Genomic DNA, 23843 nt, shown 5'->3' on the forward strand with positions numbered 1-23843 from the left:
AAGCCATTACGCGGCTGAAAAGGATATGCAGGACGCAGTGCCCCGTCTGACTTTCACTTTACGAGACGAAGAGAGGTTGATGATGAAAATTGGCGTATTCGTACCTATTGGCAACAACGGCTGGCTCATTTCGACCCACGCGCCGCAGTACATGCCGACCTTTGAACTGAATAAAGCCATCGTGCAAAAAGCGGAGCACTACCATTTCGATTTCGCCCTGTCGATGATCAAACTGCGTGGCTTTGGCGGCAAAACTGAGTTCTGGGATCACAACCTTGAGTCGTTCACCTTGATGGCGGGGCTGGCGGCCGTGACCTCGCGCATTCAGATTTACGCCACCGCCGCCACCTTAACGTTACCTCCAGCAATCGTCGCCCGTATGGCCGCAACCATCGACTCAATCTCTGGCGGGCGTTTTGGCGTCAACCTCGTGACTGGCTGGCAAAAGCCCGAGTATGAGCAGATGGGTATCTGGCCTGGCGATGACTATTTCTCCCGTCGTTACGACTATCTCACCGAGTATGTTCAGGTGCTGCGCGACCTGTGGGGCACGGGAAAAAGCGATTTTAAAGGCGATTTTTTCACCATGAATGATTGTCGCGTCAGTCCGCAACCGAGTGTCCCTATGAAAGTGATCTGCGCCGGGCAAAGCGACGCTGGCATGGCGTTCTCCGCCCAGTATGCCGATTTCAACTTCTGTTTCGGCAAAGGCGTAAATACACCCACGGCTTTCGCCCCGACCGCTGCGCGGATGAAACAGGCCGCAGAGCAAACCGGGCGCGACGTTGGCTCTTATGTATTGTTTATGGTGATTGCCGATGAAACCGACGATGCCGCTCGCGCCAAATGGGAACACTACAAAGCGGGCGCGGATGAAGAGGCGTTAAGCTGGCTAACCGAACAAAGTCAGAAAGATACCCGCTCAGGTACTGACACCAACGTCCGTCAGATGGCCGATCCCACTTCGGCGGTAAACATCAATATGGGGACGTTAGTCGGTTCTTACGCCAGTGTCGCGCGCATGTTAGATGAAGTCGCAAGCGTGCCTGGTGCCGAAGGCGTGCTGTTAACCTTCGACGATTTTCTGTCGGGAATCGAAACCTTCGGCGAGCGCATTCAACCACTGATGCAGTGCCGCGCCCATCTCCCTGTGCTGACTCAGGAGGTGGCATGATGACGACATTAACCGCTCGACCGGAAGCCATTACCTTCGATCCGCAGCAAAGTGCGCTGATCGTGGTGGATATGCAAAACGCCTATGCCACGCCAGGCGGCTACTTAGATCTCGCCGGGTTTGATGTCTCAACCACTCGCCCGGTCATTGCCAACATTCAAACCGCCGTGACCGCAGCGCGAGCGGCAGGGATGCTGATCATCTGGTTTCAAAATGGCTGGGATGAACAGTATGTCGAAGCTGGCGGACCCGGCTCACCGAATTTTCATAAATCGAACGCCCTGAAAACCATGCGTAAGCAGCCGCAGCTGCAGGGGAAATTGCTGGCGAAAGGCTCCTGGGATTATCAACTGGTGGATGAACTGGTGCCGCAGCCTGGCGATATTGTGCTGCCGAAGCCGCGCTACAGCGGTTTCTTCAATACGCCGCTGGACAGCATTTTGCGCAGCCGTGGAATACGCCATCTGGTTTTCACCGGTATCGCTACCAACGTCTGCGTCGAATCGACGCTACGCGATGGCTTTTTTCTGGAGTATTTCGGCGTGGTGCTGGAAGACGCAACACACCAGGCGGGGCCTGAATTTGCACAGAAAGCCGCGTTGTTCAATATCGAAACCTTTTTTGGCTGGGTCAGCGACGTCGAAACATTCTGCGACGCGCTTTCTCCCACGTCCTTTGCTCATATCGCTTAAGGAGTTTAACGATGCCAAAATCCGTAATTATTCCCGCTGGCAGCAGCGCACCGCTGGCCCCCTTCGTTCCCGGCACGCTGGCTGATGGCGTGGTGTATGTCTCCGGTACGCTGGCTTTTGATCAACATAATAACGTGCTGTTTGCCGATGACCCAAAGGCGCAAACCCGCCACGTTCTGGAAACTATCCGCAAGGTGATCGAGACGGCGGGTGGCACGATGGCGGATGTGACCTTCAACAGCATCTTTATTACCGACTGGAAAAATTACGCCGCGATTAACGAAATCTACGCCGAGTTTTTTCCGGGTGATAAACCGGCGCGATTCTGCATTCAGTGCGGACTGGTAAAACCTGACGCGCTGGTGGAAATCGCCACAATTGCGCATATCGCCAAGTGAGGCCGCGATGAAACTTTCACTCTCACCTCCCCCTTATGCTGATGCGCCCGTAGTGGTGTTGATTTCGGGTCTTGGGGGTAGCGGCAGTTACTGGTTACCGCAACTGGCGGTGCTGGAGCAGGAGTATCAGGTAGTCTGTTACGACCAGCGCGGCACCGGCAATAATCCCGACACGCTGGCAGAAGATTACAGTATCGCCCAGATGGCAGCGGAACTGCATCAGGCGCTGGTAGCCGCAGGGATTGAGCATTACGCAGTGGTCGGCCATGCGCTCGGTGCGCTGGTGGGAATGCAGCTGGCGCTGGATTATCCCGCGTCGGTAACTGTGCTGATCAGCGTTAACGGCTGGCTACGAATAAACGCCCATACGCGCCGCTGTTTTCAGGTTCGCGAACGATTACTGTATAGCGGCGGCGCGCAGGCATGGGTGGAAGCGCAGCCGTTGTTCCTCTATCCCGCCGACTGGATGGCGGCCCGCGCACCTCGCCTGGAGGCAGAAGACGCGCTGGCACTGGCGCATTTTCAGAGCAAAAATAATTTACTGCGTCGACTTAACGCCCTCAAACGCGCTGACTTTAGTCACCATGCGGATCGCATCCGCTGCCCGGTGCAAATCATCTGCGCCAGTGATGATCTGCTGGTGCCAACAGCATGTTCCAGTGAACTTCATGCCGCACTGCCCGATAGCCAGAAAATGGTGATGCCCTATGGCGGACACGCCTGCAACGTGACCGATCCCGAAACGTTTAATGCTCTGTTACTCAACGGGCTTGCCAGCCTGTTACATCACCGTGAAGCCGCCCTGTAAGGAATTGCTATGAACGAAGCCGTTAGCCCAGGTGCGCTTAGCACCCTGTTCACCGATGCCCGCACTCACAACGGCTGGCGGGAGACACCCGTCAGCGATGAGACGTTACGGGAGATTTATGCCCTGATGAAATGGGGGCCGACATCAGCTAACTGTTCTCCGGCACGTATCGTGTTTATCCGCACTGCAGAGGGAAAAGAACGTCTGCGCCCGGCGCTTTCCAGCGGCAATCTGCAAAAAACCCTGACCGCGCCCGTCACCGCTATCGTCGCCTGGGACAGTGAATTTTATGAACGGTTACCGCAACTGTTTCCTCACGGCGATGCCCGCAGTTGGTTTACCTCCAGCCCACAACTTGCCGAAGAAACAGCGTTTCGCAACAGTTCCATGCAGGCGGCCTATCTTATCATCGCTTGCCGTGCGCTGGGACTGGATACCGGCCCGATGTCGGGTTTTGACCGTCAACACGTTGACGACGCCTTTTTTGCGGGCAGCACGCTGAAGAGCAATCTGCTGATTAATATCGGCTATGGCGATAGCAGCAAACTTTTTGCGCGCCTGCCACGTCTGTCCTTTGAAGAAGCCTGCGGGCTGTTGTAAGGAGCAAACTATGAACATTGTCGATCAACAAACTTTTCGCGATGCGATGTCCTGCATGGGCGCGGCGGTCAATATCATCACCACGGACGGTCCAGCCGGGCGCGCCGGGTTCACCGCCAGCGCCGTCTGCAGCGTGACCGACACGCCGCCCACATTACTGGTGTGCCTGAATCGTGGGGCGTCCGTCTGGCCGGTATTCAATGAAAATCGAACGCTGTGTGTAAATACACTTAGCGCCGGGCAGGAGCCGCTTTCAAACCTTTTTGGCGGCAAAACGCCCATGGAACACCGCTTTGCCGCCGCCCGCTGGCAGACTGGTGTGACCGGATGCCCGCAACTGGAAGAGGCGCTGGTTTCGTTTGACTGCCGTATCAGCCAGGTGGTGAGCGTCGGCACCCACGACATTTTGTTTTGCGCCATCGAAGCGATTCATCGTCACGCCACACCCTACGGGCTGGTGTGGTTCGATCGCAGTTATCACGCGCTGATGCGCCCTGCTTGTTAACCTCCTTAAGGAGACAGCTGATGGCAATGTTCGGTCTTCCTCACTGGCAGTTAAAATCGACCTCTACAGAGAGCGGCGTGGTCGCGCCGGATGAACGATTGCCGTTTGCTCAGACGGCAATAATGGGCGTTCAACACGCGGTGGCGATGTTTGGCGCGACGGTGTTAATGCCGATTCTGATGGGGCTGGATCCCAATCTTTCCATTTTAATGTCGGGGATCGGCACATTACTGTTTTTCTTTATTACCGGCGGGCGCGTGCCCAGTTATCTCGGATCCAGCGCGGCTTTTGTCGGCGTGGTGATCGCCGCAACGGGCTTTAACGGTCAGGGCATTAACCCGAATATCAGCATTGCGCTGGGCGGGATTATCGCCTGTGGACTGGTTTATACCGTCATTGGCCTGGTGGTGATGAAAATCGGTACGCGCTGGATTGAACGGCTAATGCCGCCGGTGGTGACGGGTGCGGTGGTGATGGCGATTGGCCTGAACTTAGCGCCTATCGCAGTGAAAAGTGTATCGGCTTCGGCCTTTGATAGCTGGATGGCGGTAATGACGGTGCTGTGTATTGGGCTGGTGGCGGTGTTTACCCGTGGCATGATCCAGCGGTTATTGATTCTCGTAGGATTAATTGTCGCCTGTCTGCTGTATGGCGTGATGACCAACGTTTTAGGGCTGGGAAAAGCCGTCGATTTTACTCTCGTCAGCCATGCTGCCTGGTTCGGTCTGCCACATTTTTCCACTCCTGCTTTTAATGGTCAGGCAATGATGCTGATTGCGCCCGTGGCGGTGATTCTGGTGGCGGAAAACTTAGGTCATCTCAAGGCAGTCGCCGGGATGACCGGACGCAATATGGACCCGTATATGGGGCGGGCATTCGTAGGCGATGGTCTGGCAACGATGCTTTCCGGCTCTGTCGGCGGTAGCGGCGTGACCACCTATGCTGAAAATATCGGTGTGATGGCCGTGACCAAAGTCTACTCGACGCTGGTGTTTGTTGCTGCTGCCGTCATCGCCATGCTGTTGGGCTTTTCGCCGAAATTTGGCGCGCTGATCCATACCATTCCTGCACCGGTGATTGGTGGTGCTTCAATTGTTGTGTTCGGGCTGATTGCCGTCGCAGGCGCAAGGATCTGGGTACAAAACCGTGTCGATTTAAGCCAGAACGGTAATTTGATTATGGTCGCAGTAACCTTAGTGCTGGGCGCGGGTGATTTTGCTCTCACGCTGGGCGGTTTTACGTTGGGAGGAATCGGTACAGCCACCTTTGGCGCGATTTTACTCAATGCGTTATTAAGCAGAAGGTTGGTTGACGTTCCACCGCCAGAAGTTGTTCATCAGGAGCCATAAACAGAAAACCGCCGGGGTTACCCGGCGGTGCAGATTGTTGACAACGTACGCATTGTTCATGCCGGATGCGGCGTAAACGCCTTATCCGGCCTACAAAACAGTGCAAATTCAATATATTGCAATCTTCTGGTAGGCCTGATAAGCATCGCGCATCAGGCAAGCTTACATTTGTCATCAGTATCAACCACCGGGTAACCGGCGGTGATGGCTTTTTGACGAGCTACAGACAAAAATGCATTCGTCATTGATTAGCCCGGCTAGTTGTCGCTTTTGCCGTGACTGCTCTTGCCACCTTTTTTACCTGCTTCAGATGCGCGCTGCGGGTCATTCTTGAAATTACCCCCGCTGTGCTGTCCACCTTTTTTACCTGCTTCTGATGCTCTTTCGCGGTCTTCTGCAAAATTGCCGGAACCGCCTCGATGGTTTGCCATTACTGACCTCCGTCTGGGTATAGACATCATATTGCATAGAATTAACGCGGCGTATGGCGGCTGCCATATTTTCGCTACGTGGGACTAAGCTTAGTGAACTGACGCGGGCAGACCCGCGTTTGGTAATATTCTGCAACAGCTTCTTAGCGAGAATAGATATCATCTCCAATAATTATCCATAAGCCGCTCTTATGATTAAAAAAACGCGATGAGATAAAAATGTGTCATTTTGCGACAAAATTACGTGCTTGTGAAAGTTGTTATAAATCAAATAAGTGGTTGTGAAATTTGCACTCTGAAAAGGACGTCTTATCTTTAAATAAGTGGTAGCGAATCGCTACGGAATAGAGATAACACGAGGAGTGGTTAGAAATGGCTAAAGTTCTGGTGCTTTATTATTCCATGTACGGACATATTGAAACGATGGCACGCGCAGTCGCTGAGGGTGCAAGCAAAGTGGATGGCGCAGAAGTTGTCGTTAAGCGTGTACCGGAAACCATGCCGCCGCAATTATTTGAAAAAGCAGGCGGTAAAACGCAAACTGCACCGGTTGCAACCCCGCAAGAACTGGCCGATTACGACGCCATTATTTTTGGTACACCTACCCGCTTTGGCAACATGTCCGGTCAAATGCGTACCTTCCTCGACCAGACGGGCGGCCTGTGGGCTTCCGGCGCACTATACGGAAAACTGGCGAGCGTCTTTAGTTCCACCGGTACTGGCGGCGGTCAGGAACAAACTATTACTTCAACCTGGACGACCCTTGCGCATCACGGCATGGTAATTGTCCCCATTGGCTACGCAGCGCAGGAATTATTTGACGTTTCACAGGTTCGCGGCGGTACGCCGTACGGCGCAACAACCATCGCAGGCGGTGACGGCTCACGCCAGCCAAGCCAGGAAGAACTGTCTATTGCTCGTTATCAAGGGGAATATGTCGCAGGTCTGGCAGTTAAACTTAACGGCTAATCTTCAACAGGAGGATACGCATGCCAACTCAAGAAGCGAAAGCTCATCACGTCGGTGAATGGGCATCTCTGCGCAATACGTCGCCGGAAATAGCCGAGGCCATTTTCGAAGTCGCCGGGTACGACGAAAAAATGGCGGAAAAGATTTGGGAAGAAGGTAGCGATGAAGTGTTAGTCAAAGCCTTTGCTAAGACCGATAAAGATTCGCTTTTTTGGGGCGAACAGACCATCGAACGTAAAAACGTTTAACCAGCGACTCCCCCGCTTCTCGCGGGGGAGTTTTCTGTTATTTCACCGCTTCATTCAACACGCTATCAAATTTATCCATCGGGCAGAAACCGTTGGCATCTATCGGGCAAGCGCTTAATTCCAGCGTCACACGCTGAGCAGGTGCCTGCAGGGTTAACGCATCGGCATTACGTAACTGTTCCGCACTCTGATACACATATTCAATTTTCATCAAATCGCGATTGGCTTTGCTGTCATGCCAACGCTGGAAAACGATTTTGCCGCCAATCGGCGTGCGTTCGTTCTGGTCATGCAACTGATACGGTTTGAAATCCAGCGCCGTTAACAGAGAGGCAATGTTGGAGTCGTGCCCAACCAACACTGTAATTTTCGGTGCGCTGGTGCGATCGGTGACCAGAGCTTTGTCGATATAACTGACCAGCGGTTTCGCAACATTGCGCGCCACTTCCGGTGAGGTAAACAGGCTGTCCTGGTAGCCGTTTTTAAGCTTCGACAACACCTTCCACTGCTGGTCAGATTTGATTTCTCCCCAGGCCACCTGATCCATCGGAAAACCTTCGTAATATTGCAAAGTAAACGCATCTACCAGCGAGTTGCCGACTTTCAGCGGCCCGGAAACACCTGGTTCTTGTTGATACTTGGCGCTAAAGGTATTTTTGCCATCCACCAGCGAACACTGTTGTTTCTCTTTACAGGCAGGGGAATCTTTATAGTTAACGATTTTTTCCAGTAGCTGGTAGCTGTCGGTAAGCTGGAGTTTGCTGAGCTCTTTCTCCATTGCCGCCACCGCCTGTTCACTGAATGCGGCGGAATCATCGGTGATCACCGGGTTAAAGGTTGGGTCCATAGTGCCCATTTTTTCCTGGTGATGCACAGGAATATCACACCCCGGGAATGCGCCGGTAATAAAGAACTGTGCGGTCGCAACGGTACGTTGCAGACTATTGGCATAGGCATAAACGGTGTACGGCGGCGGGCATTCCCCCGATTTCACCATCCCCTGCTCTGCCAGCCATTCACGCATGTAATGGCCCATATACACTTCGAGCACGCCACCTTTGGTGGTGAGTTGCCCACCGGGGACGTCCCATTCTGGCCATTTATTCGGCGTCGACTGCTCCAGCACACTGCCATTGTTCGCCAGCGGCGCACGTAAGTTATGGCGGCTCATCATGAGCACTTGCTGTAGCTGATAGCCTTCCGGTACGGTTTGTGCCTGAGCGTTTGAAGCGAGTAAAACTATCCCTGCCACAGCTGCGGCGATTAGCGTTTTGTTCATTCCTGGCACCTCTTTTGTTATCAATCACTAAAGAGTGTGACAGAAATATGACTTTTTTCCGGGAACAGGTTCGCAAAATGGCTTGTTGAACGCCTGTTTTTCTATATACATCTTCAAAAACAGGCAAGGTTTGACGCAAACTATGCCTGATTAGCCCCTGCCTCGCGTACGCCGCTGATAATTGCACCTGTGGCTAAACAGAATATCTGCGGCGTTACCAATACAGAGACAATATTTACCAATAAAAAAGTGTGAGACTAATAACAATGGTTTTTAGCATATGCCTTTGCCATTAAATTGCATAACGATTTAAATAGTCGAGTTGCGCATTCATTTCCTTATTTTTTAACTTGTAAGCCTGAGCAAAAAGTTCAGGAGGGAGGTAAACATCATAATGATTGCCAGTGTTTATTAAATAACCATACTCAAGATCTTCATCTGTTGAAAAGGATTCATTCCCTAAGGAGATTGATGCCACATTACTATTAACAATAAATAATGAGCAAATGCTATCTGAAAGAGCAGTGAGGAAATTTTTCACCTCATTAATCCTCTTCTCTGGGTCGGTGTCTAAAACAAGGCGTGCCTTGTTATCATTAAATATAAACTCGGGTAAATGCAGTATGCATTTTTTGTCATTCAAGCAACTATCAATAAATTATTTTTTAAAAAACAGAAAGTTCCATGACATAAGACTACCCTCCCCCTGAATTTTGTTGTCAGATTGTAGATCAACGCCAAATAACGTCTTTACATCTTCCCTGAGATTATAGAATGCCGTATCAACAAGAGCCTCGATCGTCTGTTTATCAACAATTTTAATAAACTCTTCGTATACTTGCTTTTGCGTCTTATGGCTGCCCAGCGCCCATGAATACTCATGTTCTTTTAAAACCAGTATGGCCCTTAACAGACAATAGCCATCGCCATCTACTGGAGCGTATTTTAATCCATAAGTTTTATTAATTTCACTCTGAATAAAAGATATACCAGACAAATCAATACCAGAATCTAAATCAGATATTCCCGGAGTATTTATCCATTCTGGCTGGATACTCATATTTTCATCATCTAAACAATACTCAGAAAAAACATCATCACACAAGCTTTCAATAAATTTTATAAAATTAAGCCAACAATAACCTTTAAAATCTGCGATAGTCTCTGAACTTCTGTACGGCAATGATATAATAACAAGCTCTCTCTCTTGAGAATATTTTATAGTATATGTAAAACCTCCTGAAACTCCTGAATAAATTTTCGTATCTTTAGCATGCAATGTTTTCAAAAATGAAGATAAATCATTATCATTTTGCATTTCATATAATTGTTTTTCTAGCGATTCACATTCCAGACATGGAGTATCCTCTTCATTTACTTTACGTCTGAGTTCATTGTATAACCGCATAAAACACACCAGTGTGTTTTCAAAAAGCGTGATTGAATATGTTTGATTTTTTTCGTACTCATTTTTTATATCGTTCCAGGCCTGTTTCAAATAATTATTTGCAGTGCAACTAATTCCATGTATATTACTACCCATATATAGCGTCTATAAAATTTAATAAATAATGACGCCCTAGTTAAACTTAAAGTGCCTGGTTCAACTATCAAAAATCGCTCACCCTTTTTCACCTGTTTAAAATATGTTCAGCAACCCATCTTGATGGCGACCTCCTCTCCGCGATGATTTCAATAACATATTCTGTGTTGGCATATGAAATTTTGAGGATTACCCTACACTTATAGGAGTTACCTTACAGGGGTTCCTTCAATTTGTGTTGATTTACGCGAGATAACGCTATGGAATTAAAGGATTATTACGCCATCATGGGCGTGAAACCGACGGACGATCTCAAGACAATCAAGACCGCCTATCGTCGACTTGCCCGCAAATACCATCCTGATGTCAGCAAAGAACCGGATGCCGAAGCCCGCTTCAAAGAGGTCGCTGAAGCCTGGGAAGTGTTAAGTGATGAACAACGTCGCGCTGAGTATGATCAGATGTGGCAACATCGCAACGATCCGCAATTTAACCGTCAGTTCCACCATGGCGACGGTCAGAGTTTTAACGCCGAAGATTTTGACGATATCTTCTCGTCAATTTTCGGTCAGCATGCCCGCCAGAGCCGTCAACGCCCCGCCACACGCGGCCACGATATTGAAATCGAAGTGGCGGTATTCCTCGAAGAAACGCTTACTGAGCATAAGCGTACCATCAGCTATAACCTGCCGGTTTATAACGCCTTTGGCATGATCGAACAGGAAATTCCGAAAACGCTGAATGTGAAGATCCCGGCGGGCGTCGGCAATGGTCAACGCATCCGTCTGAAAGGCCAGGGGACGCCGGGCGAAAACGGCGGTCCAAATGGCGATTTGTGGCTGGTGATTCATATTGCGCCACATCCGCTGTTTGATATTGTCGGCCAGGATCTGGAAATTGTGGTGCCGGTTAGCCCGTGGGAAGCGGCGCTGGGTGCTAAAGTCACCGTTCCAACACTGAAAGAAAGCATTTTGCTGACTATCCCGCCAGGCAGCCAGGCCGGGCAACGATTGCGCGTTAAAGGCAAAGGTCTGGTGAGCAAAAAACAGACCGGCGATCTGTATGCGGTACTGAAAATCGTGATGCCGCCGAAACCGGATGAAAACACTGCCGCGCTGTGGCAGCAACTGGCAGACGCCCAGTCGTCTTTTGATCCACGTAAAGATTGGGGGAAAGCATAATGGCTAATGTTACGGTGACTTTTACTATTACCGAATTTTGCCTGCATACCGGCATCTCTGAAGAGGAGTTGAATGAAATTGTCGGTTTGGGGGTGGTTGAACCGCGTGAGATCCAGGAAACAACCTGGGTATTTGACGACCATGCCGCCATTGTGGTGCAACGCGCGGTACGCCTGCGTCATGAACTGGCTCTGGACTGGCCGGGGATCGCGGTGGCGCTGACGTTAATGGATGATATTGCGCACCTGAAGCAGGAAAACCGCCTGCTGCGCCAGCGGCTTTCCCGGTTTGTAGCTCATCCGTGATGTGTGTTTGCCGGATGCGATGACGCATCTTAACCGGTCTACAAAGATTACAGTTCCTGTGGGCCGGATAAGACGTTCACGCCGCATCCGGCAACTGCGCCATAATGCCTGATGCGACGCTAAACGCGTCTTTTCAGGCGCACAAACGACGTTATCTGTTTTGGTGGTCGCACTCCACTAACACCAGCAATAACTGGCTTAGTGCCGCGTAAAAACCAAAGCTGTCATACTGACGACAACGCGCAACAAACTCTGGTAACCATTGCCACAGCGCCGTCAGTGTTTTTTGCCGCAAACTGTCGATTCTTCGCGCAGGAACGGTCCCCTCTCCCAGCGAAAAATGCAGATGGCTGAGCAATTCGAGATAGATCGCCAGATGATCTGCCGGTTCGTTGAAATTGCCGCTGGTTTCCATCCCTGCCTCAACTAACAAGCGTTTAATCTCTTGCTCGTCCTGTTTGTAGGCCGATGCATACGGCAGCGCCGCTTGTTTGTCGGTCATCAGAAACAGGCCGCAAAAGTCAGCGGCCAGTTCCAGACGGGCATCGTCACGTACTGTCAGCGTGGCAATACAGTTTTCCAGCTCATTCACCGCCGCAGCCAGCGGCGGTTCGCTTTTCAGCAACGAAAACCATTCAGCCATCTGCGCACTGGCGATTTGCGTCAGTTGTTCATCGTCCAGCTCACGGGAGAACAACTGCGCTAGCCAGGCGTAAACACAGGCAATCTGTTGTGCTGTCAGCGTGGTCATGATTTCACCTGCGACGCGGGAACATATTCGCACTGCGCCACCATCTCCACGGGGCCGTTAAACGCCGTCACCTGCTCCACTGTTCCGTTGTACTTCTCAATTTCCACCAGCGTAGTGTGCGCACTGGTCGCCTGCGCCAGCTGCGATGTACCGATGTCGATGGTCAACACGTTGGGGTTACCGTATTTGCACAGCGCACCAGGCTCGCCGCCTTTATCTGGATCGTACCATGCCCCTTCGTGAATTCGTGCCACGCCGGGTGCATAGCGGTCAGAAACCACTGCCCCTGCCAACACCTGACCGCGAGCGTTAAAGACGCGTACCACATCACCGTTACGAATACCGCGCGCGCTGGCATCCTGCGGGTTAATGAATACTGGCTCTTTACCCGCTACCGTATATTGCTGACGCAGCGTTTCCGACTCACATAACTGCGAGTGAAGTCGGAAATCCGGATGCACAGATTGCAGATGCAACGGATACTTTTGCGAGCCAGGCCCACCGTGGGAGCGTTCGATTTTCTCAAACCACATCGGATGCCCCTGACAATCGTCGTAGTTCATATCGGCGATAGTTTTCGAGTAGATCTCAATCAGGCCACTCGGCGTGCCCAGCGGTTCGAGATCCGGATCTTCGCGGAATGCCTGGTGGCGAACAAACATCTGCGGATGGTCAAACTCGACGTACTCTTTGTTATTCCAGAAGTCATCAAACGCTGGCAGATGAACGCCGCGTCCTTTGCCTTGCTGTACACCTTCCTGCCAGATGCGTTTCAGCCAGCCCATTTCGTCCAGCCCTTCGGTAAAGGCTTCTTCGCGATTAAAGCGACGGCACAGCTCGCGGAAAATATCGAAGTCGTTGCGCGCCTCGAACTGCGGCGGCACCACCTGTTTCATGGCGATAATGCCACGGTTGGAGTGATTGCCGTACTGGTCGAGATCGTTACGCTCAAACTGCGTGGTCGCAGGCAGTACGATATCGGCAAAGCGGCAGGTTGAGGTCCACTGGTTATCTATGGCGATAACCGTTTCCAGCTTGCGCAAGCCTTCAATAATGCGGTTGATCTGCTGATGGCGATGGAATGGGTTAGTTCCGGCAAAAATACACATTTTCAGCGGCGGCAGTTTTACCGATTTACCGTTCCAGTTGATCACTTTCCCCGGTTCGAGGATCGCATCGATAAAACGGGCAATCGGAATAGTGCTGCTGTAGCCTTTGTAGTCACTGTTGTCGTGAACAGGCGGAATCGACGTAGAGCCGGAGAAACCACTCAGAATAACGCCTTTACGCCCCGGCGTGCCTGCGCCGTTGTAGTGCCAGCCAAAACCAAAACCACCACCTGGCAGGCCAATTTGCCCCAGCATCGCCGCCAGAACCACAATCATCCACGCCCACTGTTCACCGTGCTGCATACGCTGCACGCACCAGCCAGCAATAATTTGCGTTCTGTTCGCCGCCATCTGCCGCGCCAGCCCACGAATGGTTTCGGCATCAATGCCGGTCAGTTTTTCAGCCCATGCGGCATCTTTCGGCTGACCGTCTTTCTCACCCAGCAGATACGGCAGGAACTGCTCAAAACCCACACAGTAGTTAGCAAGGAAGTTTTTGTCGTACAGGTTTTCACTGTACAGCGTATGTGCCAGCGCCAGTTGCAGCGGCACGTCAGTTTGCGGGTTAACCGCAATGTGCTTCACATGCTCGCGCCCCAGATACTCATGGGTGGATGTGACAACCGGATCGATGCTGATGACCTCAATTTCACCGGCGGCGACTTTCGCTTTTAGCTGCGCGTAATATTCATAAACATCGTGATCCGGGCACCACCAGTTCGCTTGCTGGTTTTTCAGCAAATCGGAGCCCCACAGCACAATGGTTTTGCTGTTCTGCAATACCAGCGGCCAGGAGGTTTGCTGTTCATACACTTCCATCGAACCGACTACGCGCGGCAGGATCACCTGCGCAGCACCGGTAGAGTAATCTCCGCCCGTACCAACGCTATTACCATGCAAGACAATAGCTTTCGCCAGCATCCCCGAAGCGTTATGGAACATCCCCGTCGATTGCCAACCACTGGCGGTCAGCAAGGCACTCGGCCCGTGAGTTTTCTGCACGCGTTCCAGTTCTTCATAGAACATGTCGAGGGCTTCATCCCAGCTCACGCGCACAAAACGGTTATCACCGCGCTGGGAGGTATCGCTGAGATGGCGCTTACGCAGCCAGTCCACGCGTACCATCGGATAACGAATACGCGCCGCGTTGTGTACGTGATCCGGCAATCCGGCAATCATTTTCGACGGATATTTATCCAGTTCGAACGGTTTTGCCGCCACAAAGCGACCATCCTTCACCGTCGCGCGGATAGCCCCCCAGTGCGACCCGGTAAGAATGCCCTCTTTCGAGATGACAGCGTCAGTCGCCGCTTGCGCCGCAGTCGCACGTCGCGGCGTTAACAATGACGGCCCCAGCATCCCGGCGACGGTTAAGCCGCCGAGTTGTGCCAGAAAACGCCGACGTGATGCCTGAAAGAGATCGTTATTGTTCATTATTTTTCTTCCTTCTTATCGCCGTGAGCCTTACCTGCGGTGTCAGACGCATTCATTTGCAGATATTTCAACAAAGTGCGTTCTTCACGTTTATCGAGACTGGTAAAGCCAATCATGCCGTTGAGCGTGCCGATCCAACCGTTAGCGTCAAAGTGGGCGATTTCCGGTGCGCCGTGGCACTGGTTACAGGTGCCGTTGTACAACGAATCCGCATAGGCCCAGATCGGTTTGATATCGTTCACCATGTCGCCTTTCTTCATCCATGCGGTGGCCTGCAACTTGCTCCACTCGGTATTGGTGTCGGCAACGGTGGTTTTCTCCAGCGTTTTTACCTGCTGCTGCACATCACCACGAATCGAGGCAACAAAGATGCGTTTACCTGGGAATTGGGTGAGTACACGCTGACGTCCGGCGCTTTCCGTCCAGCCGGTAATTTCAATTTGCAGCCAGTCGCCGTCACGTTTAAGGACTTTCACTTCCGAAGCAGGCAGCAGAGAACCAGAGGCTTCTTTATCGCCTTTCGCCGCATAAATTGGCTTAATATCAATAGAGTACAGCGTGTCACCACTGTCATTAGCACTGGCGCGCAGCTCATCGAACTGCTTACGGAAGCCGCTACTCATATCCGGTAACTGGTGGGCAATACCTTTATGACAGTCGATGCAGGATTGATTATCTTTCGCTGCCACCTTCATCTGACGTGCCGCTTCAGGATGCTGCTTCGCATGATCCATCGCATCGTAGTTATGGCAGGAGCGGCAGGTTGCCGAGTTGTTTTCTTTCATTCGCGCCCATTCACGCTCGGCAAGTTCCGCGCGTTTGGCTTCGAATTTTTCAGGTGTATCAATGGAGTGAGCAATAAAGGTCTGGTAGATATCATTGCTCGCTTCCAGTTTACGCTTCACCATGCCTGGAATATCCGGCGGGATATGACAGTCATGGCATTCAGCTCGCACGCCGGAGGCGTTCTGGAAATGCACCGACTGTTTATATTCTTCATACACCGGTTGCATACTGTGGCAACTGACACAAAATTCGGTTGTGCTGGTGACTTTGATCCCAACGTGTGGCAATACAATCAGCGCAATGCCAATCACAATCCCAATTGCGACCAGCGCCAGTACCGACCAACGAGCACTGGGTCGGCGTAGCGCGTTCCAGAGTTTCCGCATAATAGCCCCTGTAAAATTATGGTTTAGTGAAGCGATCTTAATGAGCAAATATGAACAGCGGCACTGGTCAGGATGAACGGCTTACGGCAGAATATGAACAGATATGAACAGAATGAGTAAAACCCTCTGATGCCACATCACATTGTTATTGTTGAAGATGAGCCGGTTACCCAGGCGCGATTACAATCTTACTTCACTCAGGAGGGGTATACCGTTTCCGTTACAGCGAGCGGTGCCGGGCTGCGGGAAATTATGCAGAATCAGCCGATAGATTTAATTCTGCTGGATATCAACTTACCCGATGAAAATGGCCTGATGTTAACCCGCGCCCTGCGAGAACGCTCAACGGTGGGGATTATTCTGGTTACCGGACGCAGCGATCGGATTGACCGTATTGTTGGGCTGGAAATGGGCGCAGACGATTACGTCACCAAACCGCTGGAACTGCGCGAACTGGTAGTACGGGTGAAAAATCTGCTCTGGCGAATCGACCTCGCGCGACAAGCTCAACCGCACACTCAGGACAACTGCTATCGCTTTGCCGGTTATTGCCTGAATGTGTCGCGCCATACGCTGGAGCGGGATGGCGAGCCGATTAAACTGACCCGCGCAGAGTATGAAATGTTGGTGGCATTTGTGACGAATCCGGGCGAAATTCTCAGCCGTGAACGTCTGCTACGTATGCTTTCTGCGCGTCGGGTGGAAAACCCTGACCTGCGCACCGTCGATGTGTTAATTCGTCGTTTACGTCATAAACTCAGCGCGGATTTACTGGTGACGCAACATGGTGAAGGTTATTTCTTAGCCGCTGATGTGTGCTGATAAAAATAGACCGGACGAAATCCCCCCGGTGACAGCGAGCGGCGGATATGTTCTCGGTCGGCATTTTTCGGCGTCAGAACTAAAATCGGTGGGCTGACATTATCAGACACCGATTGCCCCTGTAATTGCCTGATGGCCTGCTCAACTGCCAGTTCCCCCTGCCAGACCATTTGATCGCTGGCAGCCATAATCACTCTTCCCCGCTTCAGCCCGCGATACACCTGATGTGAAAGATAAAACGACACCACGGTAAGCGGCGTTTTCAGGTTACGCCCTTCCCCCATTGCCGCCTCTGCCGCAATGGCCGTTCCGGCAACGACGTCGATTTCTGGATGGCGTTCCAGCATCTCCTGCAACAGGTTACGCTGGATTTCAATATCGTTATCACCAAGCGCAATATCAACAATACGCACCGGGCTTCCGGCAATGGCTGCGCGAAAACCCTCGACCATCTCCTTACTGCCCCCGGCGTTATCGGGTCCGGGCATCAACAGCACATTCAGTGGTTTACCGTGCGCCCATTGCACCAGATATCGCCCCGGTTGATAGCCCATCTGAAACCAAGGCACACCAACGCGGCTTTTCACCTGGGGAGCATCAATAGCATTTACCAGTTCGATCACCGGCAGACTTGCTACCTGCTTTTGCAGGTCGGGAAATGAGGTCGTGCTACTACCGAGCAAAATGGCCTCTGCGCCCCACTGTTTACACTGGTCGATTTGTGCTTGCTGGGTAGCCAACTGGCTGTAGCCGCCTGCCTCCAGCACTTTTAAATCCACACCGTAGCGGCGAGCAGCCTCCTGCATACCATAGTTCAACGATAACCAATATGAATCTTTCAGGCTGGGATAAAGCGCGCACAGTTTCCATGCGCGTTTGGCTTTAAGCGGCGTAGAGGCTTGCACCGTGAAATGCTGCGCATCATGCCAGCGCAACAGGTTATCAGCCGAAAATGCCGGCAACATGAAAAGGGAAAGAAGTAAAAATAGCAGTACGCGCATGATAGCCTCATCAATAATAAGGCTTTATGCTAGATGCATTCCGCTTTGCGACTCAACCTTTTTCACCTAAAGTGCACCGACCGTGAATTTAACCCTGACCCGAAGACTCTGGATGGGCTTTGCCCTGATGGCGCTGTTAACCCTGACCAGTACCCTGGTGGGATGGTACAACCTGCGCTTTATCAGCCAGGTGGAAAAAGACAACACTCAGGCATTGATTCCTACCATGAATATGGCGCGCCAGTTGAGCGAAGCCAGCGCCTGGGAACTTTTCGCCGCGCAGAACCTGACCAGTGCCGATAACGAAAAGATGTGGCAGGCGCAGGGGCGAATGCTCACCGCACAAAGCCTGAAGATTAATGCGTTGCTGCAAGCGTTACGGGAACAAGGTTTTGATACCACCGCTATTGAACAACAGGAGCAGGAGATCTCCCGTTCGTTACGTCAGCAAGGGGAACTGGTGGGGCAGCGTTTGCAACTGCGCCAGCAACAACAGCAACTCAGTCAGCAGATAGTCGCTGCCGCCGATGAGATCGCACGCCTGGCGCAAGGTCAGGCGAATAATGCGACAACTTCCGCTGGAGCGACCCAGGCCGGGATTTACGATTTGATCGAACAAGATCAGCGTCAGGCTGCTGAAAGTGCACTCGATCGGCTGATTGATATCGATCTTGAGTATGTTAACCAGATGAATGAACTGCGCCTTAGCGCTCTGCGGGTGCAGCAAATGGTGATGAATCTGGGGCTGGAGCAGATCCAGAAAAATGCACCAACGCTGGAAAAGCAGCTCAATAATGCGGTGAAAATTCTGCAACGTCGGCAAATACGCATTGAAGATCCGGGTGTTCGTGCGCAGGTCGCAACAACGTTAACTACCGTTAGCCAATATAGCGATTTGCTGGCGCTGTATCAGCAGGACAGTGAAATCAGCAATCACCTACAAACTCTCGCACAAAATAACATCGCCCAGTTCGCGCAGTTTAGTAGCGAAGTCAGTCAGCTGGTCGACACCATTGAGCTGCGTAATCAGCACGGACTGGCGCATCTGGAAAAAGCGAGTGCACGCGGGCAATACAGCCTGTTATTGCTGGGGATGGTTTCACTTTGCGCACTGATTCTGATCCTCTGGCGCGTGGTTTATCGCTCAGTCACGCGTCCACTTGCCGAACAAACGCAGGCGCTGCAACGGCTGCTGGACGGTGATATTGACTCCCCTTTCCCGGAAACCGCTGGCGTACGGGAGCTGGATACCATCGGGCGGCTGATGGATGCGTTTCGCAGCAATGTTCATGCACTGAATCGCCACCGCGAACAGCTGGCGGCGCAGGTCAAAGCGCGTACAGCTGAATTGCAGGAACTGGTGATAGAACACCGACAGGCACGGGCGGAAGCAGAAAAAGCCAGCCAGGCAAAATCGGCGTTTCTGGCGGCGATGAGCCATGAGATCCGCACACCGCTGTACGGTATTCTCGGCACTGCTCAACTGCTGGCAGATAACCCCGCACTTAACGCCCAGCGTGATGATTTGCGGGCAATTACTGACTCTGGTGAATCGTTGCTGACCATCCTCAACGATATTCTCGATTATTCCGCTATCGAAGCAGGTGGCAAGAATGTTTCGGTCAGCGATGAGCCCTTTGAACCGCGCCCGCTGCTGGAAAGTACCCTGCAATTAATGAGCGGACGGGTGAAAGGTCGCCCGATTCGCCTGGCAACGGCAATTGCCGATGATATGCCGTGCGCGTTAATGGGCGATCCACGACGTATTCGTCAGGTTATAACCAACCTGTTGAGCAACGCCCTGCGTTTTACTGACGAAGGGTACATTATCCTGCGTAGTCGCACTGATGGCGAGCAATGGCTGGTCGAAGTGGAAGACAGCGGCTGCGGTATTGATCCCGCGAAACTGGCAGAAATCTTCCAGCCATTTGTGCAGGTAAGCGGCAAACGCGGCGGCACCGGGCTGGGACTGACTATCAGTAGCCGTCTGGCCCAGGCGATGGGCGGCGAACTGAGCGCCACCAGCACGCCGGAGGTTGGAAGCTGTTTTTGTTTACGCTTGCCGTTACGTGTTGCCACTGCACCCGTGCCAAAAACAGTCAATCAGGCGGTGCGTCTTGACGGTTTACGTTTGCTGTTAATTGAAGATAACCCGCTAACCCAGCGAATTACCGTTGAGATGCTGAACACCAGTGGTGCGCAGGTTGTTGCTGTTGGCAATGCCGCGCAGGCTTTAGAGACACTACAAAATAGCGAACCGTTTGCTGCCGCACTGGTGGATTTTGATCTGCCGGATGTCGACGGCATTACGCTTGCCCGACAACTGGCACAGCAATATCCGTCGCTGGTTTTGATTGGCTTTAGCGCCCATGTCATTGACGAAACGCTGCGCCAGCGTACCAGTTCATTATTCCGCGGGATTATCCCTAAACCGGTGCCGCGTGAAGTGCTCGGTCAGTTACTGGCGCACTATCTCCAACTGCAAGTCAATAACGATCAATCGCTGGATGTATCGCAACTCAATGAAGATGCTCAGTTAATGGGGACGGAGAAGATCCACGAATGGCTGGTATTATTTACACAACATGCCCTGCCGCTTCTCGATGAAATCGACATTGCCCGCACCAGTCAGGATAGCGAGAAAATAAAGCGTGCCGCGCATCAGCTAAAAAGCAGTTGCTCGAGCCTGGGAATGCGTAGCGCCAGCCAGCTATGCGCACAACTGGAGCAGCAGCCATTATCTGCCCCCCTTCCACACGAAGAAATTACACGCAGTGTTGCCGCTCTGGAAGCATGGTTGCATAAGAAAGACCTGAACGCGATTTGAATCAATATCAGCCAGTTAAGAACAACTAGAATAGTGGCATTTGGTATGCAACTTAACGGACTGGCAAAATCATGGCAGAGAAAAAAAGAACCCGCTGGCAGCGGCGGCCAGGCACGACGGGCGGCAAATTACCGTGGAATGACTGGCGCAATGCCACGACCTGGCGTAAAGCGACGCAATTATTACTGTTGGCAATGAATATTTATATTGCCATCACGTTCTGGTATTGGGTGCGCTATTACGAAACGGCAAGTAGCACGACATTTGTCGCCAGACCGGGAGGTATCGAAGGCTGGCTACCGATTGCCGGTCTGATGAATCTGAAATATAGCCTTACAACAGGTCAGTTACCATCCGTCCACGCCGCCGCGATGCTGTTATTGGTCGCTTTTATCGTCATCAGTCTATTACTCAAAAAGGCCTTTTGCTCATGGTTATGCCCGGTTGGTACGCTTTCTGAATTAATCGGCGATCTCGGTAACAAACTGTTTGGTCGGCAATGTGTCCTTCCCCGCTGGCTGGATATTCCTCTGCGCGGCGTGAAGTATTTGCTGTTGAGTTTTTTTCTCTATATCGCGTTATTGATGCCCGCTCAGGCGATTCACTATTTTATGTTGTCGCCCTACAGCGTGGTGATGGACGTTAAAATGCTCGATTTCTTTCGTCATATGGGGACCGCGACATTAATCAGCGTGACCGTTTTGCTGATTGCCAGCCTGTTTATTCGCCATGCCTGGTGTCGTTATCTTTGCCCATATGGCGCGCTGATGGGCGTGGTTTCGCTATTATCGCCGTTTAAGATTCGTCGCAATGCCGAAAGTTGTATCAACTGTGGCAAATGCGCAAAAAATTGCCCATCACGGATCCCGGTAGATAAATTAATTCAGGTACGAACAGTGGAATGTACCGGCTGTATGACTTGCGTAGAGTCATGTCCGGTAGCCTCAACATTGACCTTTTCACTGCAAAAACCTGCGGCAAATAAAAAAGCTTTTGCGTTGTCTGGCTGGTTAATGACACTACTGGTTCTGGGGATTATGTTTGCGGTGATTGGTTACGCAATGTATGCGGGAGTATGGCAAAGCCCGGTGCCGGAGGAATTGTACCGACGCTTAATTCCACAAGCGCCAATGATTGGTCACTAAATTAGCAACAAGCGGAACATCACCTCGCACGGGGTGATGTTCACAAAATCACATTATTTTGATTTTGACATCATAACTTTCAAGCCCGGTCATTTTTTCTCGTGCGGTGAAGCGAATTTCAGAGACTTCTTTCCCTGTATTCTTGTTCAGCTCGGCGATTTTTTGCGCGATAAAGTCGGCGATTTCCGTTTCGGCTTGTTTTTTTAACTCTTCAATATTCACTGTTAACCTCTTCTGGTCTTAAAAGACAGCAACACGCCAGTAAGGTGTTGGTTCCCGGTACCCTGGTCAGGTAAGAAATGTTATAAGCCATCTCCCCGAAAGATTCAATAATCAACAGGTTATCGCTTACTATACATACAGCGTTGAAGAAAAATAAGGCAGATATAAAAAAGGCTCCACGAGGGAGCCTGATATTATTTTGTGAAATCCAGCGGCGCATGGTCAGTGCGTATTTGCAGCGCGACGTTATCAAAGGTGATCATCGTCGATTTACAAAAAATACACTTAGCGCCCAAAGGGTTTCGCTCCGTCACATCGAATGCCGATGTGCGGTACTGTGAACCATGACAACATGGACAGCGGAAATGGAGATGTTGAGTAATAACGGCAACCTTAGAGCGTAACAACGTTCGCTGCCGCGGGGCCACGTTGCCCCTGCTCAATAGAAAATTCAACTTTCTGATTTTCGTTCAGCGTGCGGAATTCATTGCTCTGGATGGCGGTGAAATGGACGAAAACGTCTTTGCTGCCATCATCAGGAGTGATAAAGCCAAAACCTTTATCTGCGTTAAACCATTTTACTAAACCAGTCATTTTATTAGACATATTTTACTTCCTTCATTTTGGGCCTTTCGGCAAACAGGGCTTTAATACAGAAACTACTTAGTGTTCAGGAGAGAGACTCAAAAGAAGGGGATAATGCCTGATAATGAGAACTGCTTTAGTAAACTACTTTGTATGCTGTCTGTCTTTCAAACCGACGCAGCTATTAACGCATGATAATTGAGATTAAGCAAATTTTATTTTAGCCGTCCGGCGGTCTTAAATATCGCTGGCTTTATTTTATTAACCCCGTATAGTGCAGCGCAGTATTTTCAGTAAGGAATTTGTTTGTCCCGTAAAATGACAGGAATTGTCAAAACCTTTGATCGCAAAAGCGGCAAAGGATTCATTATCCCCTCCGACGGTCGTAAAGAAGTCCAGGTCCATATTTCCGCATTCACTCCCCGCGACGCAGAAGTGCTTATACCAGGATTACGCGTGGAATTTTGCCGCGTAAATGGCCTGCGAGGACCAACAGCGGCAAATGTTTATCTCTCTTAATATGACGCTGCTTGTTTAAAGCTGACTGGTTTTATTGGAATAGTTCAATAGTCAACACCATACATTATAACATCAGTTACCTTTCCACCGGGAAACTAATCCATTTAAGCGAATATCTCTGTACCTAATAGTTATAAACGCCACTTAACAGCCAGTTATAGTACCACTTGAAACTATATTACCAACAATAGTTAATAGCTTTCTTAACAATTTTCTTATCTTTAATTTGTATTTTTCTAAGATTTATCTTATGCTCACAAGTCGTATTTCCAGAGGGAAATCGTTAACAATCTTATATTTCCCTCTGCGCGCCTTTCTCACCCGCTGTATATAGTGCAAGCGGTATGAGGAAAGGGAGATTTCACAAGGATGTTATACTCAAAGTAGACAATCCTGATCTCAAGCGTACGTATTGTCCATGCGATGAATAAAGGAAAAGTTATGAAACACAAGCTTTCTGCAATCCTTATGGCCTTCATGTTGACGACGCCAGCTGCGTTTGCTGCCCCTGAAGCAGCAAACGGGACCGAGGCAACGACGGGTACTACTGGCACCACAACGACCACTACAGGTGCAACCACGACTGCTGCTACCACTGGTGGCGTGGCTGCTGGCGCTGTCGGCACGGCGACGGTTGTCGGTGTGGCAACGGCTGTTGGTGTGGCGACGTTGGCAGTAGTTGCAGCAAATGACAGTGGCGATGGCGGTTCTCATAACACCTCAACCACCACGTCCACTACGCCCTAATACTGCTTTAACGCGTCGAAATTAAAG

Annotated in this window: 26 protein-coding genes and 1 pseudogene; 16 read left to right on the top strand and 11 right to left on the bottom strand. The window is 51.1% G+C overall.

Annotated features, from left to right (window positions below; all coding sequences use genetic code 11):
• Nucleotides 1-82: 82 nt before the first annotated feature.
• From rutA to rutG, 7 genes are read left to right on the top strand one after another with little or no spacing between them, the layout of a single operon-like run.
• On the top strand, nt 83-1174 hold the full coding sequence (gene rutA / locus AB4H76_RS14230) for a pyrimidine utilization protein A (RefSeq protein ID WP_001301233.1): 1092 nt from the start codon (nt 83-85) through the stop codon (nt 1172-1174).
• Nucleotides 1174-1866, top strand: coding sequence for a peroxyureidoacrylate/ureidoacrylate amidohydrolase RutB (rutB, locus tag AB4H76_RS14235; protein ID WP_001307100.1), 693 nt, complete (start codon nt 1174-1176; stop codon nt 1864-1866). The genes rutA and rutB overlap by 1 nt, the downstream gene beginning before the upstream one ends.
• Nucleotides 1867-1877: 11 nt before the next feature.
• Entirely contained in the window at nt 1878-2264 is a 387-nt protein-coding gene (gene rutC / locus AB4H76_RS14240) for a 3-aminoacrylate deaminase (protein ID WP_001126780.1), read from the top strand.
• A 7-nt stretch (nt 2265-2271) separates the two neighbouring features.
• Complete coding sequence (gene rutD / locus AB4H76_RS14245) at nt 2272-3072, top strand: pyrimidine utilization protein D (protein ID WP_121689838.1); 801 nt, start codon at nt 2272-2274, stop codon at nt 3070-3072.
• 9 nt (nt 3073-3081) lie between these two features.
• Nucleotides 3082-3672, top strand: coding sequence for a malonic semialdehyde reductase (locus tag AB4H76_RS14250; protein ID WP_001001169.1), 591 nt, complete (start codon nt 3082-3084; stop codon nt 3670-3672).
• A gap of 10 nt (nt 3673-3682) precedes the next feature.
• A complete protein-coding gene (gene rutF / locus AB4H76_RS14255; RefSeq protein WP_001028095.1) occupies nt 3683-4177 on the top strand; it encodes an NADH-dependent FMN reductase RutF in 495 nt (164 codons plus the stop codon).
• Between the two features lie 20 nt (nt 4178-4197).
• Complete coding sequence (rutG, locus tag AB4H76_RS14260; protein WP_001301229.1) at nt 4198-5526, top strand: pyrimidine utilization transport protein G; 1329 nt, start codon at nt 4198-4200, stop codon at nt 5524-5526.
• 257 nt (nt 5527-5783) lie between these two features.
• On the opposite strand, the gene AB4H76_RS14265 is transcribed toward rutG, so the two are convergent.
• Nucleotides 5784-5957, bottom strand: coding sequence for a general stress protein (locus AB4H76_RS14265; RefSeq protein ID WP_001273658.1), 174 nt, complete (start codon nt 5955-5957; stop codon nt 5784-5786).
• A 372-nt stretch (nt 5958-6329) separates the two neighbouring features.
• Here AB4H76_RS14265 and wrbA point away from each other — a divergent pair, with 372 nt between their 5' ends.
• Both wrbA and AB4H76_RS14275 read left to right on the top strand, forming a co-directional pair.
• On the top strand, nt 6330-6926 hold the full coding sequence (gene wrbA, locus AB4H76_RS14270) for an NAD(P)H:quinone oxidoreductase (protein WP_001151437.1): 597 nt from the start codon (nt 6330-6332) through the stop codon (nt 6924-6926).
• A gap of 20 nt (nt 6927-6946) precedes the next feature.
• Nucleotides 6947-7174 carry a YccJ family protein gene (locus AB4H76_RS14275; RefSeq protein ID WP_001143120.1) on the top strand — a complete coding sequence of 76 codons (228 nt, stop codon included), beginning with the start codon at nt 6947-6949 and terminating at the stop codon, nt 7172-7174.
• A gap of 37 nt (nt 7175-7211) precedes the next feature.
• On the opposite strand, the gene agp is transcribed toward AB4H76_RS14275, so the two are convergent.
• Nucleotides 7212-8453, bottom strand: a complete 1242-nt coding sequence (gene agp, locus AB4H76_RS14280; RefSeq protein WP_085452646.1) for a bifunctional glucose-1-phosphatase/inositol phosphatase — start codon at nt 8451-8453, stop codon at nt 7212-7214.
• A 292-nt stretch (nt 8454-8745) separates the two neighbouring features.
• Nucleotides 8746-9996 (bottom strand): annotated as a pseudogene (locus AB4H76_RS14285) (YccE family protein).
• A gap of 260 nt (nt 9997-10256) precedes the next feature.
• On the opposite strand from AB4H76_RS14285, the gene cbpA reads away from it, so the two are divergent.
• Nucleotides 10257-11177, top strand: a complete 921-nt coding sequence (cbpA, locus tag AB4H76_RS14290; RefSeq protein WP_000420621.1) for a curved DNA-binding protein — start codon at nt 10257-10259, stop codon at nt 11175-11177.
• A complete protein-coding gene (gene cbpM, locus AB4H76_RS14295) occupies nt 11177-11482 on the top strand; it encodes a chaperone modulator CbpM (protein WP_000024560.1) in 306 nt (101 codons plus the stop codon). The genes cbpA and cbpM overlap by 1 nt, the downstream gene beginning before the upstream one ends.
• Nucleotides 11483-11633: 151 nt before the next feature.
• On the opposite strand, the gene torD is transcribed toward cbpM, so the two are convergent.
• Genes torD through torC form a run of 3 tightly spaced genes read right to left on the bottom strand, consistent with a single transcriptional unit; the run spans nt 11634 to nt 15948 of the window.
• The gene (torD, locus tag AB4H76_RS14300) at nt 11634-12233 is read right to left on the bottom strand and encodes a molecular chaperone TorD (protein ID WP_000209868.1); all 600 of its coding nucleotides are present in this window, start codon (nt 12231-12233) and stop codon (nt 11634-11636) included.
• Nucleotides 12230-14776: a trimethylamine-N-oxide reductase TorA gene (gene torA / locus AB4H76_RS14305; RefSeq protein ID WP_077491981.1), complete on the bottom strand. Its 2547-nt coding sequence runs from the start codon at nt 14774-14776 to the stop codon at nt 12230-12232. The genes torD and torA overlap by 4 nt, the downstream gene beginning before the upstream one ends.
• On the bottom strand, nt 14776-15948 hold the full coding sequence (torC, locus tag AB4H76_RS14310; protein ID WP_001230242.1) for a pentaheme c-type cytochrome TorC: 1173 nt from the start codon (nt 15946-15948) through the stop codon (nt 14776-14778). Before torC ends, torA begins: the two co-directional genes overlap by 1 nt.
• A 129-nt stretch (nt 15949-16077) precedes the next feature.
• On the opposite strand from torC, the gene torR reads away from it, so the two are divergent.
• Nucleotides 16078-16770: a two-component system response regulator TorR gene (torR, locus tag AB4H76_RS14315; RefSeq protein ID WP_257244462.1), complete on the top strand. Its 693-nt coding sequence runs from the start codon at nt 16078-16080 to the stop codon at nt 16768-16770.
• On the opposite strand, the gene torT is transcribed toward torR, so the two are convergent.
• On the bottom strand, nt 16743-17771 hold the full coding sequence (torT, locus tag AB4H76_RS14320) for a TMAO reductase system periplasmic protein TorT (protein ID WP_001264933.1): 1029 nt from the start codon (nt 17769-17771) through the stop codon (nt 16743-16745). The genes torR and torT overlap by 28 nt on opposite strands.
• A gap of 82 nt (nt 17772-17853) precedes the next feature.
• On the opposite strand from torT, the gene torS reads away from it, so the two are divergent.
• Nucleotides 17854-20598 (top strand): TMAO reductase system sensor histidine kinase/response regulator TorS, encoded by a 2745-nt coding sequence (gene torS / locus AB4H76_RS14325; RefSeq protein WP_077492722.1) that lies wholly within the window; start codon nt 17854-17856, stop codon nt 20596-20598.
• Between the two features lie 71 nt (nt 20599-20669).
• The gene (locus AB4H76_RS14330; protein ID WP_085452645.1) at nt 20670-21743 is read left to right on the top strand and encodes a 4Fe-4S binding protein; all 1074 of its coding nucleotides are present in this window, start codon (nt 20670-20672) and stop codon (nt 21741-21743) included.
• Between the two features lie 48 nt (nt 21744-21791).
• On the opposite strand, the gene AB4H76_RS14335 is transcribed toward AB4H76_RS14330, so the two are convergent.
• From AB4H76_RS14335 to cspG, 4 genes are read right to left on the bottom strand one after another with little or no spacing between them, the layout of a single operon-like run.
• The gene (locus AB4H76_RS14335) at nt 21792-21965 is read right to left on the bottom strand and encodes a GnsA/GnsB family addiction module toxin (protein WP_001019197.1); all 174 of its coding nucleotides are present in this window, start codon (nt 21963-21965) and stop codon (nt 21792-21794) included.
• Nucleotides 21955-22185, bottom strand: a complete 231-nt coding sequence (gene ymcE / locus AB4H76_RS14340) for a protein YmcE (RefSeq protein ID WP_001309400.1) — start codon at nt 22183-22185, stop codon at nt 21955-21957. The genes AB4H76_RS14335 and ymcE overlap by 11 nt, the downstream gene beginning before the upstream one ends.
• Entirely contained in the window at nt 22160-22348 is a 189-nt protein-coding gene (locus AB4H76_RS14345; RefSeq protein WP_071524879.1) for a cold-shock protein, read from the bottom strand. Before AB4H76_RS14345 ends, ymcE begins: the two co-directional genes overlap by 26 nt.
• 10 nt (nt 22349-22358) lie before the next feature.
• Nucleotides 22359-22571: a cold shock protein CspG gene (gene cspG / locus AB4H76_RS14350; RefSeq protein ID WP_000066490.1), complete on the bottom strand. Its 213-nt coding sequence runs from the start codon at nt 22569-22571 to the stop codon at nt 22359-22361.
• 285 nt (nt 22572-22856) lie between these two features.
• On the opposite strand from cspG, the gene cspH reads away from it, so the two are divergent.
• Together cspH and AB4H76_RS14360 are read left to right on the top strand one after the other, a co-directional pair.
• Nucleotides 22857-23069, top strand: a complete 213-nt coding sequence (gene cspH, locus AB4H76_RS14355; RefSeq protein WP_000087763.1) for a cold shock-like protein CspH — start codon at nt 22857-22859, stop codon at nt 23067-23069.
• A 441-nt stretch (nt 23070-23510) separates the two neighbouring features.
• Nucleotides 23511-23816 (top strand): hypothetical protein, encoded by a 306-nt coding sequence (locus AB4H76_RS14360; RefSeq protein WP_000681082.1) that lies wholly within the window; start codon nt 23511-23513, stop codon nt 23814-23816.
• Nucleotides 23817-23843 lie beyond the last annotated feature (27 nt).

Origin of the sequence: Escherichia sp. UTM R2 (assembly GCF_048593455.1) — a bacterium.
Lineage (GTDB): Bacteria > Pseudomonadota > Gammaproteobacteria > Enterobacterales > Enterobacteriaceae > Escherichia > Escherichia coli.

Bases quoted from the DNA above. Each gene is read 5' to 3' on its own strand.
- rutA (WP_001301233.1), top strand. From the start codon at position 83: ATGAAAATTGGCGTATTCGTACCTATTGGCAACAACGGCTGGCTCATT.
- rutB (WP_001307100.1), top strand. From the start codon at position 1,174: ATGACGACATTAACCGCTCGACCGGAAGCCATTACCTTCGATCCGCAG.
- rutC (WP_001126780.1), top strand. From the start codon at position 1,878: ATGCCAAAATCCGTAATTATTCCCGCTGGCAGCAGCGCACCGCTGGCC.
- rutD (WP_121689838.1), top strand. From the start codon at position 2,272: ATGAAACTTTCACTCTCACCTCCCCCTTATGCTGATGCGCCCGTAGTG.
- AB4H76_RS14250 (WP_001001169.1), top strand. From the start codon at position 3,082: ATGAACGAAGCCGTTAGCCCAGGTGCGCTTAGCACCCTGTTCACCGAT.
- rutF (WP_001028095.1), top strand. From the start codon at position 3,683: ATGAACATTGTCGATCAACAAACTTTTCGCGATGCGATGTCCTGCATG.
- rutG (WP_001301229.1), top strand. From the start codon at position 4,198: ATGGCAATGTTCGGTCTTCCTCACTGGCAGTTAAAATCGACCTCTACA.
- AB4H76_RS14265 (WP_001273658.1), bottom strand. From the start codon at position 5,957: ATGGCAAACCATCGAGGCGGTTCCGGCAATTTTGCAGAAGACCGCGAA.
- wrbA (WP_001151437.1), top strand. From the start codon at position 6,330: ATGGCTAAAGTTCTGGTGCTTTATTATTCCATGTACGGACATATTGAA.
- AB4H76_RS14275 (WP_001143120.1), top strand. From the start codon at position 6,947: ATGCCAACTCAAGAAGCGAAAGCTCATCACGTCGGTGAATGGGCATCT.
- agp (WP_085452646.1), bottom strand. From the start codon at position 8,453: ATGAACAAAACGCTAATCGCCGCAGCTGTGGCAGGGATAGTTTTACTC.
- cbpA (WP_000420621.1), top strand. From the start codon at position 10,257: ATGGAATTAAAGGATTATTACGCCATCATGGGCGTGAAACCGACGGAC.
- cbpM (WP_000024560.1), top strand. From the start codon at position 11,177: ATGGCTAATGTTACGGTGACTTTTACTATTACCGAATTTTGCCTGCAT.
- torD (WP_000209868.1), bottom strand. From the start codon at position 12,233: ATGACCACGCTGACAGCACAACAGATTGCCTGTGTTTACGCCTGGCTA.
- torA (WP_077491981.1), bottom strand. From the start codon at position 14,776: ATGAACAATAACGATCTCTTTCAGGCATCACGTCGGCGTTTTCTGGCA.
- torC (WP_001230242.1), bottom strand. From the start codon at position 15,948: ATGCGGAAACTCTGGAACGCGCTACGCCGACCCAGTGCTCGTTGGTCG.
- torR (WP_257244462.1), top strand. From the start codon at position 16,078: ATGCCACATCACATTGTTATTGTTGAAGATGAGCCGGTTACCCAGGCG.
- torT (WP_001264933.1), bottom strand. From the start codon at position 17,771: ATGCGCGTACTGCTATTTTTACTTCTTTCCCTTTTCATGTTGCCGGCA.
- AB4H76_RS14330 (WP_085452645.1), top strand. From the start codon at position 20,670: ATGGCAGAGAAAAAAAGAACCCGCTGGCAGCGGCGGCCAGGCACGACG.
- ymcE (WP_001309400.1), bottom strand. From the start codon at position 22,185: ATGCGCCGCTGGATTTCACAAAATAATATCAGGCTCCCTCGTGGAGCC.
- cspG (WP_000066490.1), bottom strand. From the start codon at position 22,571: ATGTCTAATAAAATGACTGGTTTAGTAAAATGGTTTAACGCAGATAAA.
- AB4H76_RS14360 (WP_000681082.1), top strand. From the start codon at position 23,511: ATGAAACACAAGCTTTCTGCAATCCTTATGGCCTTCATGTTGACGACG.